Annotated in this window: 14 protein-coding genes; 7 read left to right on the plus strand and 7 right to left on the minus strand. The window is 49.7% G+C overall.

The genetic code is table 11. The features are described from left to right. Window positions 1-37: 37 nt before the first annotated feature. The 4 genes from A3844_RS16760 to A3844_RS16775 all read right to left on the minus strand — a co-directional run bounded on the left by A3844_RS16760 (window position 38) and on the right by A3844_RS16775 (window position 5,952). Complete coding sequence (locus tag A3844_RS16760) at window positions 38-361, minus strand: hypothetical protein (protein WP_074108006.1); 324 nt, start codon at window positions 359-361, stop codon at window positions 38-40. Between the two features lie 89 nt (window positions 362-450). Further along, entirely contained in the window at window positions 451-2,595 is a 2,145-nt protein-coding gene (locus tag A3844_RS16765) for a putative bifunctional diguanylate cyclase/phosphodiesterase (RefSeq protein WP_074087398.1), read from the minus strand. A gap of 256 nt (window positions 2,596-2,851) precedes the next feature. Continuing rightward, entirely contained in the window at window positions 2,852-3,475 is a 624-nt protein-coding gene (locus A3844_RS16770; protein WP_074087397.1) for an acetate uptake transporter, read from the minus strand. Between the two features lie 80 nt (window positions 3,476-3,555). Then, complete coding sequence (locus A3844_RS16775) at window positions 3,556-5,952, minus strand: bifunctional diguanylate cyclase/phosphodiesterase (protein ID WP_074108007.1); 2,397 nt, start codon at window positions 5,950-5,952, stop codon at window positions 3,556-3,558. A 210-nt stretch (window positions 5,953-6,162) separates the two neighbouring features. On the opposite strand from A3844_RS16775, the gene A3844_RS16780 reads away from it, so the two are divergent. The 5 genes from A3844_RS16780 to A3844_RS16800 all read left to right on the plus strand — a co-directional run bounded on the left by A3844_RS16780 (window position 6,163) and on the right by A3844_RS16800 (window position 13,069). Continuing rightward, window positions 6,163-7,116 carry a 1,4-dihydroxy-2-naphthoate polyprenyltransferase gene (locus tag A3844_RS16780; RefSeq protein ID WP_074108008.1) on the plus strand — a complete coding sequence of 318 codons (954 nt, stop codon included), beginning with the start codon at window positions 6,163-6,165 and terminating at the stop codon, window positions 7,114-7,116. 93 nt (window positions 7,117-7,209) lie between these two features. After that, window positions 7,210-8,211 (plus strand): Gfo/Idh/MocA family protein, encoded by a 1,002-nt coding sequence (locus A3844_RS16785; RefSeq protein WP_074108009.1) that lies wholly within the window; start codon window positions 7,210-7,212, stop codon window positions 8,209-8,211. A 172-nt stretch (window positions 8,212-8,383) separates the two neighbouring features. Then, window positions 8,384-9,184, plus strand: coding sequence for an ABC transporter ATP-binding protein (locus A3844_RS16790; protein ID WP_074108010.1), 801 nt, complete (start codon window positions 8,384-8,386; stop codon window positions 9,182-9,184). Continuing rightward, window positions 9,177-10,832 carry a hypothetical protein gene (locus tag A3844_RS16795; protein ID WP_074108011.1) on the plus strand — a complete coding sequence of 552 codons (1,656 nt, stop codon included), beginning with the start codon at window positions 9,177-9,179 and terminating at the stop codon, window positions 10,830-10,832. The genes A3844_RS16790 and A3844_RS16795 overlap by 8 nt, the downstream gene beginning before the upstream one ends. Before the next feature lie 227 nt (window positions 10,833-11,059). Beyond that, entirely contained in the window at window positions 11,060-13,069 is a 2,010-nt protein-coding gene (locus A3844_RS16800; protein WP_074108012.1) for a putative bifunctional diguanylate cyclase/phosphodiesterase, read from the plus strand. A gap of 86 nt (window positions 13,070-13,155) precedes the next feature. Here the strand turns inward: A3844_RS16800 and A3844_RS16805 are convergent, their stop codons facing one another. Next, window positions 13,156-14,850: a methyl-accepting chemotaxis protein gene (locus tag A3844_RS16805; RefSeq protein WP_074108013.1), complete on the minus strand. Its 1,695-nt coding sequence runs from the start codon at window positions 14,848-14,850 to the stop codon at window positions 13,156-13,158. Window positions 14,851-15,060: 210 nt separating this feature from the next. On the opposite strand from A3844_RS16805, the gene A3844_RS16810 reads away from it, so the two are divergent. Further along, window positions 15,061-15,492, plus strand: coding sequence for a MarR family winged helix-turn-helix transcriptional regulator (locus A3844_RS16810; protein ID WP_074087389.1), 432 nt, complete (start codon window positions 15,061-15,063; stop codon window positions 15,490-15,492). A gap of 219 nt (window positions 15,493-15,711) precedes the next feature. Here the strand turns inward: A3844_RS16810 and A3844_RS16815 are convergent, their stop codons facing one another. Continuing rightward, entirely contained in the window at window positions 15,712-16,686 is a 975-nt protein-coding gene (locus tag A3844_RS16815; protein ID WP_074108014.1) for an NAD(P)H-dependent flavin oxidoreductase, read from the minus strand. A gap of 173 nt (window positions 16,687-16,859) precedes the next feature. Between A3844_RS16815 and A3844_RS16820 the strand changes: the two genes are divergently transcribed. Beyond that, window positions 16,860-17,468: a TetR/AcrR family transcriptional regulator gene (locus A3844_RS16820; protein WP_074108015.1), complete on the plus strand. Its 609-nt coding sequence runs from the start codon at window positions 16,860-16,862 to the stop codon at window positions 17,466-17,468. 130 nt (window positions 17,469-17,598) lie between these two features. Here A3844_RS16820 and A3844_RS16825 read toward each other — a convergent pair whose 3' ends face one another. Continuing rightward, a complete protein-coding gene (locus A3844_RS16825) occupies window positions 17,599-19,485 on the minus strand; it encodes an LTA synthase family protein (protein ID WP_074108016.1) in 1,887 nt (628 codons plus the stop codon). Window positions 19,486-19,551 lie beyond the last annotated feature (66 nt).

Consider the following 19,551-nt stretch of genomic DNA (forward strand, 5'->3'; position numbering starts at 1 on the left):
CTTATAAGATAATAGGGTCGAAGTCAAGCAGCTTCTGCTATTCTTTACCTTCATCCTGCTCAGCAGATTCAACAACCTCTGGACGGCGTAGGTCATAATGGCGGGCGGCCAGCCAAATACTGCCGGTGAACAGCACGATGAGGCCAAGAATGATCCCAAAACGCCAGTCCCCTGCCTTGAAGTTGAGCTGGAGAACTGTCAGCACCAGCGCGACCTGTGTCCAGACCAAAGTTCTTTTGCGGAAAGCGGTAATATCTCCAGCCATATTCGGCATGCCGCGGATGACGCGAAATGCGATCAGGGCAAGAATTAGAGCGAAGGCAATGGTTGCAATCCATTCCGGTGTTGTTAGCGTATTCATGTTTCTCAAAATCCTTTCGGCTTAACATCAGGCTGTGCCATCCCCTGAAGGACGGCACAGCCGGTTCTTCTTATTATACTGGCTATAGCTTATGAAGCAACCTTATGAATATCTTCGGGAGGCAGCGGCGGGAAGAACAAGAAGCCCTGGATATGCGGGCAATTATGCTTAATCAGGAATTCAAGCTGTTCCTGCGTCTCCACGCCTTCGGCGATCAGATCATAACCGAGCTGAGAGGCGACGAATACAATGGATTTGATAATCGTTTCATCAATCGAACTGACACCGATACCGGTAATGAAGGTGCGGTCAATCTTGATTTTGTTCACGGGAAAGTGCTTCAGGTAGTTCAGCGAAGAATATTTGGTTCCGAAATCATCGATCGAGACGACTATGCCATGATCGCGCATCTGCTGCAGCAGCGGATAATGCTCTTCAAGGAGCGCAGTGCTCTCCGTAATCTCGAACTCCAGCACACTGGTCTCCAGTCCATGATGGTCAAGAACAGCAAGCAAATTCTCGATCAGGTTGCGGTTGTAGAACCAGCTGTTGGAGATGTTGATTGAGGTCCGAAGCAGCGGCAAGCCCATCGCTCTCCATTCACAGAGCTGGCGGCAGACCTCGCGGATGACCCAGTCCGTAAGCTGAATCATCAGTCCAGCTTCTTCCACGGCAGCAATGAAGGTCCCCGGTCCGATCAGGCCCTTCTCGGGATGGTTCCAGCGGATCAGCGCCTCCATGCCAATCATTTTACCGGTAACGGCGTTGATCTGCGGCTGATAATGAAGCACGAATTCTTCACGCTCCAGAGCAGAGTGCAGATATTTGGCGATCATCGTCTTCTGCTCCAGCTTCTCGCGCAGTTCCCAGTCAAAGATGAAGAAATTGGCGTCTTCCAGCGTTTTAGCCTGATACATCGACATGTCTGCGAACTTCAGCAGATCATCCTTGTTCAGCGAATGCTCCGGATACAGGGAGACACCGATACTGGTCGATAAGCTCAAATGCGCGCCGGAAATAAGCAGCGTCTCCGAGATCAGTCCGCTGATCTGGCCGGCAATGACGCGAATGTCCTCCCGGGGAAGGTCTGAGAAGATCATGACGAACTCGTCACCGCCGGTGCGCGCGAACAGTTTGAAGGGCAGCGGGCCACCTTTCAGCCGGCTGGCAAGGGTCTTGATCACCTGGTCCCCGATGGAGTGTCCCAGGGTATCATTGATTTCCTTGAACCGGTTGAGATCGAAAAAGAACAGCGTATAGGTCTGGGTCAGCTCTGCAGATTGCAGCAAGCGTTCGAATTCGTCCATGAAATAACGCCGGTTGGGTATTTCAGTCAGACTGTCGTAATGCGCAAGCTTCTCATACAGACGTTTGGATACGCGCAGATCGCGTGTACGGATGCTGACCACCCGTTCCAGTTCACGGTTGAAGCGGCTCTGATGCCAGAAGATATACAGAATAAATGCGATGACCAGCAAGAAGGCGATGTCGATCCAGAGTACGCTGCGCAGCACCTCCCATTTTTTCTGTGAGGGTACTGGGATGCTCATAAGCCAGTGCTGATTGTAGACGGTAACAGGAACTGTAAGCTGCGTTTCTTCCGCAGGGGAAGGGTTGCCGAACAGAAAGGTATGGTCGTCTGCAGTAACTGAAATTTGGGTGTTCTTCAGCGGGAGCTGGTTCACGATGTTGTCAATCTTCAAAGTGACGGAGACAATGCCGGCAAATGCGCTGTTTTCATAGATGGCTTGCCTGATCACCATACCGTAGTCACCCTGAGCCAGTATCCGTGGTCCGTCTATGGTAATGCCGCGGGAGCGGATCGTTTCCTGTATCATCCCGGGTGAGGAGAGTGCCGAATCCAGTAGCAGGCTCTTGCCCAGAATTGCTGTATTGCCGGGGAGAGGGTATAAATAATGGATGAGGCCGTCCGGAGCGATCATGATATTCATAACGTTGTTAGAATTATTGTGGTATGTGGTGACTAAATATTGGTTAATCAGTATTGGATCAGCGTCAAAGCCGACCGTTTGAATAAAGGAACTGACGCCTTTGACAATCGAAACTTGTTCTTCAATATTCGATGTTAGCATGACTGCTTGTGAGGACAAATCGGCTTTCTCAGCCCGGTATTCCCGTTCTACTGATAGAGAGTAATAGTAGAACAGAGACAGCTGAAGCACGACTAAGAAGCCGATGATGATGGTTAAGGGCTTTTTATTAATGAAAGCCATGGATTGCCTCCGATATCGAAAAAATTCAACATTAAATTTGTCACAAGTAGAAACAGCTACGCCGTCAGATTGAAAGAGGTTTCGCCCGGGTTCCTGCACCAGAGGAAAATGTCGATATATGTCGCAGGTGTTTCTATAGCATGTCATTTTTATCGTCATTGTGCAAGGGAAAAGCTTACAATGTTCCTACAAAATCAAAACGGATAAACACGTTCTGCCTTAGAGCAGATTGTATTTATCCGTTGCGGTGGAAAAACTATTTTTTGAAGATCCCAAGCGGAGCTCCAACCGGTAGGAAGGTGCGGCCAAAATGAGCGTTAAGCACGGATGCGCCGCAGCCGTAAAGGGATACAATACCAATAGCCATTTCGGAGCAGGCCGCCAGCTTGTGGAAGAATTCAGCAGCGACCCCGAAGGAATCCATGGTCAGGCCGAGGAACAGGAAATCAATTAACACAAAGATGATGAGCAGCACCCGGTTTGCTTCTACCGCACCAAGCGTCATGAATAGTGTGAAGACCAGATATCCGAGAAAAACAAATCCGAGCTGTTTGGGATCTACACCTTCCGCCAGAACTGTTCCAAATACTCCGAGCTTGATCAGCCAGCTTGCAGCCATGCCGAACCAGAAGAATGCATAAGCTCCAAAAGCAGTCATGCCGAAAGTGTTGTTGTGCTTGGCATCCTGAATGGATGCGAACAGCTGGGCGAAGGCTCCGAGGAAGATTGCCCATGGGATGCAGTAGCTAAGACCTGTTGTAATTTCGAGCTTTTGTGAAGAAGCGACCAGGGTAACGATAGCCAATCCGAACAGGCCGATGGCGCTAGGGTCGGCGGTGACGATTTTGACGGATTGAGTGTTTGGCGATTGCGCTGACATAACAATAAATGCCTCCAATTTTCAAAAGTGTTCGCATAGGATAACAGCACCCGGAGCGGGTGCTGTTATCAGCTTGCCTATCATATCATATCACCAGAACCTTGCCTATAAAGGAACCGTTCATTTTCTGAATTTTCCTGTGATAATAAGGGAGGGATTTCCCTGGCTGTAACCGGCTTGCTGATATAGAAGCCCTGCAGCTCGTCACTGCCCAGGCTTCGGAGCATATCGAACTGCTCCGGCAGCTCAATGCCTTCGGACACCACGCACAGCCCCAGATTATGGCTTAGCTCGATAATGGCTTTGACCAGCACGTCGCCTTGGGGTGCCGGGGTCATTTCGGAGACAAAGGAACGGTCAATTTTGATTACATCGACAGGGAACCGCCGCAGATAGCTCAAGGAAGAGAATCCGGTGCCGAAATCATCGAGCGATATACGGAAGCCGTGCGCCCTAAGCTGCTGCAGCGACTGGAGGATGCTGTCACCGGAGACCAGTACACTCTCCGTAATTTCGAGTTCCAGGCAGGAGGCGGGCAGCCCGAATTCATTCAGCAAACCCTGCAGCAGATCCAGCAGCCCGGATTGCATCAGCTGGACTCCTGAAATGTTGACCGCAGCTGTTAGGAATAGGCCTTGCTCGCGGAATTTCTGTAAATCAGTGCAAACCTGCCGGAGCACCCAGCCCCCGATACCGACAATGGAGCCGCTCGTTTCCGCAAGCGGGATGAACTCTACAGGAGAAATGGGCCCATGGGAAGGAGTAGTCCAGCGCAGAAGGGCTTCCACTTTGTGCACCTCCAGGTCCGTACTTCTGAGAATCGGCTGGTAATGCACCTCAAACTCATCCTTAGCCGCTGCAGACAGGAGCAGCTGGGACAACACCTTTTTACGCCGGATGCTCTTTTCCAGGTCTTCGGAGTATTGAAAAATGTTGTTTCTCCCCGTCTCCTTGACATGGAACATCGCCAGATCGGCCTGCTTCACCAGATAGTCCGCGTCCTCCCCATTTTGGGAATAGATGCTGATGCCGATGCTTGCTGTGTTATAGAGGAGGTGTCCCTGGATATGATGCGGCATGGAGAGAGCCTCCTGAATACTCGTTAGCTGAGTGGCCATCGCAGCGGAATCGGGGATGTCTGAGAGGAGTATGGTGAATTCATCGCCGCCAAGGCGTGACACCACATCATGCTGGCCGACAGCCTGTGTAATCCGAAAGGCCGTTTCTTTGAGCATAGCGTCACCAAAATCATGGCCAAGCGTATCATTGACGGTCTTGAAATGGTCCAGATCAATAAAGACGAGCGCAATCTGCCGGCTGCTGTCCTTCGCGGCGGCAATCGCAGCGTTGAGCTTCGCAAAAAAGAGCGAGCGGTTAGGCAGCTGGGTTAGCGGATCAAGCGTGGATTGCTGCCTGAGCTCATCCTGGGCCTGTTCCAGAGAATCAATCATCCGGTTGAACTCATGCTCCACGTCACTGAATTCATCTTTTCCGGTGCTGGGGATCCGGATGGATAGATCCTTACTGCTGCCAATAGCGCGGATATTTGAAATCAGTGAAGACATCCTTTCCAGAATGGAGCGGTTCACGAAGACCAGACTCAATAGGCAGCTCAGAGCGGTTATCAGAAAAAAGGATATCCGGAAGCTATAGATGGATTCCTGCCCGCTCTCATAGATCCGGCGGGGCTGCTTCAGTGTGATGACCACGCCCGGATTGCCAAACAGATCATCTACGATGGTGTGAGCCGACATCATGCTGTTGGAGACCGGACTCATCCAGAGTGTATTTCCCTTGCTCTGAGCCAGTACTTCTGAGCTCACTCTTGTAATTTGAATACTGGAGGAGCCTTCCCCCCGGATATGGGTGGTTTCCTCCTGGTGAAGCATTCTTCCGGCAATGGCGGTACCGATTACCGGTTGATCTCTGAGGCTGTTGACTATAGGTGTGAGTGTAATTAGCATTGGGCCTTTATCCAGCATCACGATCCCGGACTTACTGTCGTTTGCACCGGAAAAGGCAGGTATCCGGCTATTCATCAACCTTAATAGCGTTTGAAGCTCCGGTGTCAACAGGGAAATTCTCTTGAGGCTTGAATCATATATTCCTCCATATAGAGGCTGTCCCGACTTGTCCAGCAGGGCAATCATATCGAAGTGATTCACTTCATAGGTTGTCCTATTGAAGGTGCTGCGGATAAAAGCATCGTCTGCCGCAATGGAACCTTCGGACTTACTGCCCGGTTCTACAAACCGGTACGTCTCATCCCGGAGTGAATAATTGAGCAATCCGGTCTTCATATCCCGCAGATCCTCCTGGTAGGAAGAGAGTGTATCCGCCAGGCTGTCCTTCAGAGCGGCTTCATCCAGCTTCTCGAAGCGGTTGAGCATGATGAGGTGCAGAAGCAGGTAAGTAACCCCTAAGGAAAGCAAGGCAACAACAAAAGTGAAAATGATCATTTTTTTGCGTAGCTTCATGATGCTCCCCTTTAATGTATTTAAATGAATAGGAAATAAGTACCATATTGAATAGTGTACCACGATTAGGGAATATTTTGCAGCGCTTTTCTCCCTAATGTGTCGAATTTTGATGTATAATAGTTCGATGATAATGATTATTAAATGATAATAGAAGGAGAAAAACCTTGTTCTACCCCGCATTTATTTGACAGATAAGGAAGTATGGACGTGAATGTGAAAAGTTTTTTACGATTTGTCGAGCTGCCGACGAAGGTGGCAAGCATGCTGCCTTTTTTGCTGGGGACCTTGTACGCCTTGTACCGGTTTGAGGATTTCTATGTACTGCGTTTTGTACTGATGTTTGTGTCCCTGCTCAGCTTTGACATGGCAACAACGGCAATCAACAACTATTATGATTTTAAAAAAGCGGCCAAAACTCATGGCTATGGTTATGAAACGCATAATGCTATCGTTCGCCACAAGCTGAAAGAGAGTACGGTCGTTGTTACCATTGCTGTCCTTCTGGTGCTTGCGGTAGGCGGTGGAATTGCGCTGGTAGCCGAAACCGGACTGCTGGTGTTTTTGCTGGGCGGCTTGTCCTTCCTGATAGGCATTCTGTACTCATTCGGTCCGATACCGATCTCACGGATGCCGCTGGGCGAATTGTTCTCCGGGTTGTTTATGGGTTTTGTGATCATTTTCATCTCGGCCTATATTCACTCCGATCAAAGTGTGGTGACGCTCCTGTTCTCCGAAGGCTGGGTCAGTCTGCACGTTAACATCCTGGAAGTGCTGTATCTCTTCTGGTTCTCCATACCGGCGATTCTAGGGATTGCCGGAATTATGCTGGCCAACAATATCTGCGACATTGAGGATGATATGGACAACCGGCGGTACACGCTGCCTGTGTATATCGGACGAAGCAACGCGCTTCTGCTGTTCAAGCTGCTGTACTATGTCTCCTATGTAGACCTTGTCGTGCTGCTGCTGTTGGGAGTGAATCCGGTGTTGGCCGCGCTCCTGCTGCTGACCTTGATTCCGCTGCGCCGGAATATTGCGAAGTTTGCCCACAAGCAGGAGAAGGCGACCACCTTCATACTGTCCGTCAAAAATTTTGTACTGATGAGCGTGGCCCGAATTGTGGTGCTGGGTGCGGCAATTCTGCTGAATGTCCTGCTGTAATAACCGCCTCCATTATTAGAGATATGCCGGATTCTGTGATATTGTTTCAATAGAGACAGCCAGAAAATCTATGACATGGGAAGGTGTATACCGATGACACAAAAGCTGCGTTGGGGCATCATGGGCTGTGCGCAAATCGCGACAGGCTCGGTCATGCCGGCCATACAGGAATCGGAGTCGGGCGTGATTCAGGCGGTAGCGAGCCGGGGACTGGACAAAAGCAGTGCCGTCGCTAAGGAATTTGGCGTGCCGCAGGCTTACGGCAGCTATGAGGAGCTGTTGGCGGACCCGAATGTTGATGCGGTATATATTCCGCTCCCGAACCATCTGCACCGGGAATGGGCGATCCGCGCGGCGGAAGCCGGCAAGCATGTGCTGTGCGAGAAGCCGATTGCCCTGAATAGCCGGGAGGCGGCAGAGATGGTGGAAGCCAGCCGGAAGGCGGGGGTGCATTTGGCTGAAGCCTATATGTACCGGCATCATCCGCGGATTGCCGAGGTGCTGCAGATTATCGCCAGTGGTGAAATCGGTGAACTGCGGTCCATACGGGGAACTTTTACCTACAACGATGCCGAAGACACCTCGAATATCCGCTTCAAATCGGCATGGGGCGGAGGTTCCTTGTACGATGTCGGCTGCTATCCGCTCACTGCGGCGCGGCTGTTATTCGGCGCCGAGCCGGAGGCGGTTACAGTCCAGGCGATCTTTTCCCCTGAGCATGATCATGTAGATATGATGGCTTCCGGGCTGGTCGAATTCCCGGGCGGCGTCAGTCTGATCTTCGACTGCGGCATGTGGGCCTACAACCGCCAACTGCTGGAGGTGCTCGGGACAGAAGGGCGGATCGAGATTCCGATGCCTTTCAATGCCAGATTTGACGATGCTGAATTTTTTGTATACGCCGCAGGGGAAGTCAGACGTGCCCGGGCAACGGGGGCCAATCCGTACGTCCGGCAGGCCGATAATTTTGCTGCAGCTGTCTTTGGAGCAGAACCAGCGGTTGCCGCTGATGACCCGGTACAGAACATGCTGCTGCTTGAAACCTGCCTTGCATCCGCACGGCAGCGGGAGAGAATCAGTCTGAAGCCAGAGTGAGAATACAATATAGGGATTCTATATGGAGCGGCCACTGGCCGTTCCTTTTTTCTTTTCACCCATGTTGCAATTCTTTATAGGTGGACGATGTGAAATTTGATAGAATAGGATTTGTGTTAATAATTACATAAATATGGAATTGGATAACGTAATTTTGAAGGGGGCGCAGGTTATGGGACTGACCGAAGAACCGGTCATTTCGATATCAGGATTATGGATGAATTACAGTGACCGGATGGTGCTGCGGGGGATCGACCTCGAAGTCTACAGGGGACAGATTATCGGCTATATCGGACCGAATGGGGCAGGCAAGAGTACGACGGTAAAAATCATGCTGGGTCTGGTGGAAGGCTACACGGGTTCGGTACGGATTTTTGGCAGGGATATCGCAGACGGAGATACCGCCTACAAGCGGAGAATCGGTTATGTGCCCGAGATTGCCGAACTCTATGACAGCCTGACCGCTCGGGAGTATCTGACATTCATTGGCGAGCTGTATGGCATGAAGCGGAATGAAGCCGACGCCAAGGCAGAACGGCTGATGGGCTTGCTGAATTTGGAAAAGGCCTACGATATGCGGATTGCCTCCTATTCCAAAGGGATGAAACAGAAGGTGCTGCTTATCTCCAGCATGCTGCATGATCCCGATATTCTGTTCCTCGATGAACCGCTCAGCGGCCTCGATGCGAACAGCGTCATGGTGGTGAAGGAAATCTTCGCTTCACTGGCGGCGCAAGGCAAAACGATCTTTTATTCCTCGCATATCATGGATGTCGTGGAGAAAATCAGCAGCCGGATCATCCTGATCAATGGCGGGGACATTGTGGCGGACGGAACCTTCGCAGAGCTTCAGGAGCAGAGCAGGGAAGGGTCGCTTGAGGATATCTTTAATCAGCTGACCGGATTCGATAAGTACCGGGATATCGCCGGCGAGTTTGTGGCCGTTCTTGGAGAAGGTGCTACGCATGAATGATTTCCGGGTATTGAAGCTGCTTGACCGGCTGCGGGGCGTATTCAAGAGGGCTGGTGTGGATTATGAGATGCTGCGCAGCATTCTGCAGGTAAAGCTGACCATGGACGGAAGGCGGACACCGACAGTGCTTGGAACACAGAAGAGCGGCCAGGAAACCGAGGGTTCGCCTCTCCGGGTACAGTGGATTTATCTATTGCTTGGACTTATGCTGATCCTCTTCGTTGTACCTGATAGCAACTACATGCTGACCATGAGTGTGCTGTTTGCAGTTGTTATGTTTATGATCACGACCACCCTGATCTCTGATTTCTCTTCAGTCATGCTGGATTTACGGGACAAGAACATTCTGTTCTCCAAGCCGGTGGACCGCAGGACGCTGAACATGGCTAAGAGCCTCCACGTTCTGATTTATCTGGTTTCGCTGACGCTAACCCTGACGGCACCCTCGCTCGTAGTTGCCTTGTTTAAACAAGGGGTGCTGTTTTTTCTGATCTATGCGGTGGAAATTCTGCTGATGGATGGCTTTATTCTTGTAATTACCGCGCTGCTCTATTTGCTGATTATGAGGGTCTTTGACGGGGAAAAACTCAAGGATATCATCAACTATATTCAAATTATTTTGTCCATCGGGATTGCGGTAGGGTACCAGCTGGTTCCGCGGCTGTTCAATATGACAGACCTGACAGGCTCCTTCCAGCCCGTCTGGTGGCAATACTTCATTGCACCTGCCTGGTTTGCTGCTCCGTTTGAGGTACTGGTGGGTGGAAGCAGGGGGACGGAGTTTACGGTGCTGGCGGTACTGGCTGTCATCATTCCGCTGATTCTGCTATATACGTATATCAAGCTGATGCCGCTGTTCGAACGGAGCCTGCAGAAGCTGGCGGAGCAGGGGGCTGCCGGTAAAGACAGTGGCCGCTATCCCCGCTTGTTGTCAGAACTTTTATGCCGGGATAAGGCAGAGGCCATGTTCTTCCGGTTCACCTGGGCAATGATGAGAAATGAACGGGATTTCAAACTAAAGGTGTATCCGACTGTCGGGTTATCGTTAGTGCTGCCTTTTATCTTCATATTCAACCAGGTGTGGAGCAGTGATCCGGCGGTGCATACAGAATCCAAAGCCCATTTGTTCATCTATCTCAGTGCGCTGCTGCTGCTGACTGTAGTACAAATGCTCCGCTATTCTGCCAGCTACAAGGGTGCCTGGATTTACAGAACCATTCCGCTGCCCGAAACAGCTCCCGTGTACCGGGGAATGCTTAAGGCCGCGCTGCTGCGGCTTATGCTTCCGTTGTTTGTTCTGGAGTCAGCCGTTTTCCTCTGGCTGTTCGGAGCCCGGATTCTTCCGGATCTGGCCGCTGTAATGCTGGCATTACCTTTATTTGCGTTAATCTGCTTCCGGGTGCTGCCGCCGGCGCTTCCGTTCTCGGAGAAATACGAGGCGGCGAAGCAGAAGGAGTTCTCAGTTAGCGGATTTGTACTGATCTTTATCCTGATGGGAATGGCGGGCCTTCATTATATGTTCACTCTTATCTCACCGGGGGTTTACATCTATTTGGTAATTTTGGCAGCTGTAAATGTATGGGCTTGGCGCGCAGCCTTTCCTCGTAAAGGTTCGCAGTCCGGACAAATCCCAACCCTCGGCGCATGATGCGAACACGCAAATATGGACATTTTTTGCCGACACTAAAAAAAGGATTCAAGTTCCAGTATTTACTTAGACAGTGTACTAAATACAGGGTAGAATACAGCTAAAGTTAACTTTCAGGGATGGCCTATATTTCCGCACTCTTCCATTTATCTGATATTCGTATATATTTTTTACTTCATACATGTACTGCGGCGACGATGATAATTAAACGGGTAAAGAGGTCGACTATGGATCAAATGGGAATCCAATATAATATATGGATTGTTTTACTATCTTTTGCGCTAGCTGCTTCTGCAGCTTATTCGGCGCTTAATTTGATCTCACAGGCTTCCCGTTCGGCAGGGAACGTAAGACGCTTGTGGCTGCTCTCCGGAGCTTGTGTGCTTGGCAGCGGCATTTGGGCCATACACTTTGTGGGGCTGATGGCCAGCCGCCTGCCCTTCGAGGTTAGATATCAAGGGGGCATGGCTGTTTTGTCGCTGCTCATCAGTGTGCTTGCCAGTTATGTGTCGCTATGGATTGCCACTATGCCCCGCCAGAGTACGGGGCGTTTGTTCCTCAGCGGCATGATTCTCGGCTGCGGAATTTCCGCTATGCATTATTTGGGCATGTCCTCCATGAAGATGGGGGGGAGAATCCATTATGAGATGCCCACCCAGGGGCTATCCGTTGTTGTTGCCTGTTTGGCCTCATATACTGGAGTGTTCCTCTTTCGCAGGTTCAAGGATTATCCCGGGTTCAGCCGCTGGAAATTGTACTCCTCGCTGTTTATCGGGATCGCGGTTACGGGGATGCATTACATCAGCTTGCGGGCCAGTCATTTGGAGGTTAACAGCTGGCTTGGTGCGAGGCCTGTTCTCGTCCAGACAAATGTCATTCTGCTGACGGGGGTTTCTCTTGTCACTTTATTTATGCTTGCGGTATCCGGCGGCGCGGTTCTTCTGGACCGGCACGGGCTGGAGCGCATGGCCTATCATGATCCGTTGACCGAGCTGCCGAACCGCCATGGGCTGGAACGGTACTTCAAAAATGAATTTTTTGGCGGGCCCTCAGGAGCAGTGTTCTTTGTCGATTTGGACCGTTTTAAGTCCATTAACGATACCCTGGGACATGATATTGGGGATATGCTGCTGCAGGAAGTTGCCGAGAGATTGCGGAATGTGATTGGTACCAAGGGCAAGGTTTTCCGACTGGGAGGAGATGAATTTCTGATTGCCCTTCCGGTCTGCACCATGGAAGATGCCCGGGAAGAGGCTCACCATGTCCTAGGAGAAGTGAAGAAGTCGTACAGTATTGAGGGGAATGAGCTGTACGTCACAGCGAGCGTAGGCATCAGCATGACTCCTGTCCATGGGATTGACCGCTCTGCCTTGATGAAGGCTGCCGACACGGCACTCTATACCTCCAAGGACTCCGGCAAGAATAAGTTCAGCGTATTCGATCAGGAAATGAACCGCAACCAGCTACGCAGGATGTCGCTGGAGAAGGATCTGCGCAAGGCGCTTGCCCGTTCTGAATTCATGGTAGTATATCAGCCTAAATGGGATTCTCTTATGAATGTAACCGTCGGGCTGGAGGCGCTGCTGCGCTGGAGGCATCCGGAACACGGTATTATTTCACCTGCCGAATTCATTCCGATTGCGGAGGAAACCGGGCTGATCGTGCCGATTACCTATTGGATGCTGCATGATGTATGCAGCCAGAATATGCTCTGGCACAAAGCGGAGGTGGCGAGTGTTGCCGTCTCCATCAACATGTCCGCCCGGATGTTTGAAGGCGGCTCCCTGTATGATGTGGTCGAAGAGGCGCTGGTCCGCTCCGGTCTGGAACCTCACTTTTTGGAACTGGAAATTACAGAGTCCATCGCTATGAACAATATGGAAGAGACGGTAGCTCAGCTCTCCAAGCTGCGGAACCTTGGAGTGCGGGTATCGCTCGATGACTTTGGAACAGGCTTCTCCTCTCTGGGCAATCTGGATGAAATTCCGGTGAATACGCTGAAGATTGACCAGGTATTCATCCGCAAGAGCAAGATGCATTCCAAGAAGGCGATCATCAGCAATATCATTGCCATCGCCAGCAATCTCAACATGGAGGTAGTTGCCGAAGGCGTGGAGACACCTGAGCAGATTGAGCTGCTGCAGTCCTTGGGCTGCCGGGTGATGCAGGGCTTTTATTACGGAAGGCCGATGCCAGTCAGCGAGTTGGGCCAATGGTTTATTGAGAATACGGCGTAATAAATACATAGGTATAACCTGCCTCAGGCAGCAAAAAGCGCAGAACCTCATCGAGGGTTCTGCGCTTTTTGCTTGTATATGAAAGCCTAGATCTTGAACTTCTCTACCAGAACCTGAAGCTTCTCCGCCAGTGAAGAGAGGAAAGCCGCGGAGGACTCTACTTCCTCCATCGCTGCAAGCTGCTCCTGGGAAGTGGCGGAGAGGGTCTCAGCACCTTCAGCCGTATGATTGGAGATCCTGACAATATTCTGAATCGCTTCTACCAGCCCGCCTGAGATGGATCCCAGCTCACGGACTGTCGCAGAAATCTGCTGGCTTTGGGAAGACATGTCAGAGACTGAGGTTTCGATCTCGGAGAACGACTGGCCGGCAGACACGATCAGTTCCTTCCCTTGCTGCATCTCTTCCGTAGAGCGTCTCATCGTTTCACCGGCATTGTCCATCTGGCTGATAATCAGGCTGACCAGCTCCCCGATTTGTCCGGCAGACTTGGCGGAACGCTCAGCCAGCTTGCGGACGGAGCCGGCGACAATGGCGAAGCCCCGGCCCTCTTCTCCGGCCCGGGCGGCTTCTATAGCCGCATTCAATGCCAGCAGATTGGTTTCTTCGGCAATGCTGGCGATCGTGCCGACAATGTTCTCAATCTCTTTGGAGTGGCTGCCCAGTGTAGTGATAATGTCTGAAAGATCCTGGATGCTTCCGCTCATAACGCCTATCTGTGTGGTTGTGGAGTCAATGGACTGCCGGCCCAGACGGGCCTTTTGGGCGTTGCTCGCAGCAGTATCCCTCGCACTGTCGGCATTGTCGGCGATCTCGGAGATGAAACGGGACATATCCTGCACGGATTTGTAGCTGCCTTCCAGGTCCTTCAGCTGGGTATTCGCGCCATCGGCAAGCTCAATAGTAACATTCACACTGTGTTCGCCGGCCCGGTTCGTCTCCTGGGCGCTGGCAGACAGCTCCTGGGAGGAAGACGCTACCAGCATGGAGGTGTCATTCACCTGGGTGATCAGCTCACGCAGGCTCAACGTCATATCATTGAAGTTGCGGGCCAGTGTCCCGATTTCATCTTTGCTTTTGAAGAGCAGCGGTTCATGGGTAAGGTCGCCTCGGGCGATGGTATTCACAGAACCGGACAGCTTGGTAAGCGGACTGACCATACGACGGATTAACAGATAAGCGGCGAGTATGGCTACGATCAGAATTGATGCGCCGATAATGAAAGGCTGAACAATAATATCCTTGGTCCGTTCCTGAATTAAAGGTCCGTCGAAATTGATAGCCATCAGTGCAATAATGGGTTTGCTGGGATCATGATCCTGATAAATGGGGCCATATCCGGTTTTGAGCGAGGTGTCTTGGTAGGTATATACTTTGGAGTATGCAGAATGCTTCATGGTAGTTATCATAGCTTTATCTTCTTCTGCGAAGTAGAAGGAATCACCGGCTTTGTAGCCTCTTTTCTTCATGCTGGCATCGGCGGCGAGAATCTTACCGTCCAGAGAAAGGATGAATGCTTCTTTAAAAATTGGCTTATGAGCCACAATCCAGCCGATCCGGTCTTCAATAGCAGCCACCTTGCTGTTATCTCCACCAACAAGTGCCGCAATGTCTGCGGGATCAATCAGGCCAGTCGTGATGTTGGCGCAGCCCACCAGCTCGATTCCAGCAGCCTCATCCACTTGATGATAAGCGGTGCGGTAACCAAAGAATCCAATGGAAGACCCGACCAAAAGCAACACAATAAGCATCATCCAGGTTAATTTTGTTGCCAGCTTCATTATTTCTACCACCAACCCTACTTCTAATGTTTTCAGCAATACTACTGTATCACTTCTACGATTATAGCTCATGAGCGGCTTGAGAGAATATAGTATTTTTGTGTCGGGAAATGCCGAATCGTGTAAAAAAAATCATATATAAAAGCATTGAATCATGGACTGTGATAATGTTACGCTTGATCAAGGACAAACGGACTGGAGCTGAAAGGAATGTCGCAACCCATCGATCCGCTGGTAGAACGTTTGGGATTATCCATGTGGAAGGTACAGCGGAAAATCACATCACAGATGTCTTTGCACAAAGAAATGGGACTTACCGTGCCGCAATTTGGCCTGCTTCGTATGATCGCCCAGGAGCAGAATGCCCGTGTGATCCAGCTTGCGGACAAAATGGAGGTCAAGTCAAGTGCGGTAACAGTGATGCTGGATCGCCTGGAGCTGCTGGGACTTAGTGTGCGCGAGCCGGATGAGCAAGACCGCAGAGCCGTCATTGTGACCCTTACCGCCAAGGGGGAAAAGCTGCTGGAGGAGGCGAGATACCGCTACTTGCTGCTGCTTAGCGAGCATTTAGCCATATTGGAGCCGGAGGAGCTGCGCAATTTGGCTGACTATTATCTGATGCTGGAGCAGCAGGAGCGTTAATTTCGGAGGGGAATTGCCGTTCCGGATAAAAATAATAAGGACTTTATAACAAATGAGCTATCCCATAAGCCATGAAATGGCTGCTGGGACAGCTCTTGTTTTTGGAGCCGGATAGACGGTTGTGCTCGGGGAGGATCCTTCGCGAATGGACCATTGTTAATCGGTGCCTGGCCCAAAGACGGACACTACCGCTTTTCCGCGGGTCGCTAAAACAATTATCTAAACTTCGAATACAGCTAGCTTAGAGATGGTTGCATGATATCCGCTTAGCACATCATCTATAATAGCCTTAACGCTTTTAACCTCAGTGATCAAAGGGACAATTTGTCCCGCCATAACAGCACCCTTCTCTTCAACATCACCTTCCAGCATGGCCTTTTTCAAAGAACTTTCAGCAACCTCTTTCAGTTTTACAGCCGCCTCTGTTTTGCTGAATTGGTTCTCGATGTCGATCATTTCCTCAGAGAGTTTGTTCTTCAATTGTCTGCATGGCTCATCCGTTGAATATCCTGTGATCACAGTCTCCATATCACCGGCTTTGATCATGGCATTTTTGACATTTGGATGCACTACTGTTTCATCAGCACACATAAAAACTGTTCCCATTTCAATACCATCCGCACCAAGGGCAATTGCTGCCGCCATTCCCCGTCCATCTGCAATACCGCCGGAGGCTACTAAAGGTATGGATAGACAGTTCGCTGCTTGCGGAACAAGGACCGTGGTTGCCTCATAGGATGTATGTCCTCCTCCTTCCCAGCCTTTTACAATCACTGCATCTGCCCCGGCCTGCTCTGCCGTAATGGCGTCCTGAATTGTGCTTGCTTTCACAATCACTTTCAGGCCTAAATCATGCCAGATTGAAAAGTACTTTTTGGACAATTCCAGATCAAGCCCTAGTAAGGTATCTGCATAAATTACAGGCGGTTTCTCCTCCAGAACCACTTTTGTTACATGATCTAATAGCTCAGGAATCATAATAACGTTAACACCAAAAGGCTTACTCGTTAGTTTTCTCGTAGCTATAATCTGTTCCTTAATAAACTCCGCAGGGGCAAAACCTACTCCCAGTACACCAAGTCCCCCGTTATCAGAAACTGCTGCCACCAAGGGTGCTGTTGATATCCAAGCCATAGGTCCCTGGATTACTGGTTTTTCAATCCCCAATACTGCGCTCAATCGATTCTTGGACATACAAACTTCTCCTTCTATGCTTGTGCATGGCTATTTATATGAATATTATAATTAAGGAAAAATATAAAAAATATCAGTAAAGCCTGCCCCGATTGTTGCTTAAGCAACACATCATATGGAATATGTTGTTCTCAATCTATGATTATTGTGAACATATTGGAGTGTGAACCCTATTGAAGGATATTACAGACTTGCGCGTGATCAAAACCATTGAAAATATAAAGCGGGGATTTGAAGCATGCATTCGCCAAAAAACCTTTTCGTCTATTTCTGTAAGAGATATTACGGCTGCAGCCAGAATTAACCGTTCTACATTCTACAAGTATTATGAGGATAAATACCAGCTGAGAGAATTACTCGTAAAATCAACACTTGGAGACCTTGCAAACAATGTTAATTTAGCCTCTTTTAATCTGGAGAATAAACAAACCAATGAATCACTGAATGCTTTAAGAAAACAACTCGAATTTATGTATGATCATAAAGACTGGTATCTTATTTTGTGGAATAAAAATATGGAGTTATTGATCTATGAAGATATGGTGCGGTTATTTGAAAGAAGGACCCGGGAATGTCTTTGTGAAAACAGGAAGGGAACGGAAACGGGGAAGGAAAAGGAGCTTTCAGAAAAACAAGAGTTATTAACTCGTCTGTTTGCATCGTCTGCAATGACTACGGTGAAGTGGTGGTACGAATATTCACCCCACATGATCCCGGCTGATGTGGCAAATATTATTATGGACAACATTAAATTTGGAATGCATCGAGCCTTTGAGATATAGATTGATCAACGGTTAAACGTAAAAAAAGAAACCACTCTTTTAGTAAAATGGAGTTGCTACATATCCATTTCAAAGGAGAGGTTTCTTTTGTATATTTCTGTTGAGGCAAGACTGTTTTTTGGATGGCGTATTATTCTGCAGCCTTAACTTTATCCGGGAGCTGCGTGACGTAGCTGTCCGAGAGCTGGCGCAGGCGCAGCGCGCGGTTGTACTCATCCTCGGTTCCGGCCGGAGACTTGTTTCCCGAGGCCAGACGGGATTGCGTATTATCCTCAAAGCTGTTGCCGGGGATCAGCAGCCCGGAGCTGGCGATAAAGGATCCGGTAGGCAGATAATAACGCTGCGGAAGCAGGTTATAGGCCTGGCTTGTCATGTCCTGTCCGAAGTGAATGTTGTTGTCCATGGACACTCCCAGCAGACTAGCTGCAGTTGGCATGATATCCACTTCGCCGCCGACATGATCCAACGTCTGAGGCTGAATCGTCCCCTCATCATGGACAATCAGCGGGATGTTGAGCATATTGGCATATTCGTAGTCATGCCCGTAAATTTCCGTCATTAATTCCTTATCATCATGATCCAGTGAATAGATTGGCAACCCCATATGGTCTCCATAGACCATGATCAGGCTGTCATCCCATACACCATTTGCCTTAAGCTCATCCACGAACTGTCCAAAGGCATAGTCCGCATAATTTTGGGCCCGGACATAATCCCCGACAAAAGTACCTTCATACCGCTCCGGCAGCTTCATCTTGTATTTTTCCTCAGGAATGGTGAATGGATGATGGGCAGACATTGAAATGACCTGTGCATAAAAAGGTTTGCTGTCCGTATCCATTTCCTTCAGCTTATCAGAGGTCTTGCGGTAGAGCGCCTCGTCAGAGGGTCCGAAGAAAAAAGAATCCTCGTCTCCGAAGAACTTATGATCGTAATAATGTTCCCAGCCGAGTGCGCTGTAGAGCTCACCGCGGTTCCAGAACTCCACATCATTGGTATGGAAAGTAGCTGTCTGATAGCCGTTGTTCTGCAGTAGACGCGGCAGGCTGGGCAGCTCTTTGTCTACATAAGCCATGGTAGCCGCACCCTGCGGCGGAATATAGAAGGAAGAGTTCACTACAAATTCGGCATCTGATGTATTCCCCTGTCCGACCATTTGATAGAAGTTGGGGAAATACAGACTGTTCTCCATCAGATGGTTCAGGTTCGGTGTAATCTCTTGTCCGTCTAGCTTAAGCCCAAGCAGAAAGCTCTGGAACGACTCCAATTGAATAATGATGAGGTTTTTGCCCTTGGCTATGCCTTGAAGCGGTGGGACTGCGGTGGTATCTATTCCCTTCAGCTTGTTGATCGCATCCTGGGTGATTTCACTGGCATTCACAAGCTCAGGTTTGTCTTTGGCAAAAATCGTGTACGCCTCATAATTCAGAATGCCCATCTCCTGCGCCTTCTTGATCTCATTCATACTGGCCTTGTTGGGCAGGATATTGAACAGGCATAGAGCCAGGGAAACTGCAAACAGAAGACTATGCGAGAGTTTTCCGTTGCGGTGATTAATGTTATCCTTCTTGTAGGTCCGGCCCTTCTTATTAATAAAGAAATAGAAGCCCAGGACGATGATGTCGGCAAAGATCAGCAGATAATACGGATCCATCAGGGAGAATACGCTGTTACGTACAGCAGTGACCTGATTGACCTGTTCCGCCGCATGGTAAGTTACGATGACGCCGTAATATTTGAAGTACATAATGGCGGCAAAAAAGATTGCGGTGACAAGCAGATTAACCGTCATGTAATAGCCAAGCTTCCGTTTGGAAGCGAAGCGTTCGATCAGGGCAAATAAGGCCCAGACAAAGGGAATCTCTGTTAAGAGTGTTTTCCAGGAGGCCAAATCCCCAAAGATTACGCCCCAGGCAAGAAAACTCTTCAGGATAAAAAGAATGGAGAAAAACACGAATGGTTTGAACAGCCATCGTTTAACGGGTAAGGATGACACAGCTTCGCCTTCTTTCTGCATAATAAACACCAATTCCCGGCTAGGAGGAAGAGGTACAAGATAAGAATTCCATTATTAATAGACCTA

It is taken from the genome of Paenibacillus helianthi (assembly GCF_001909055.1).
GTDB lineage: Bacteria > Bacillota > Bacilli > Paenibacillales > Paenibacillaceae > Paenibacillus_AQ > Paenibacillus_AQ helianthi.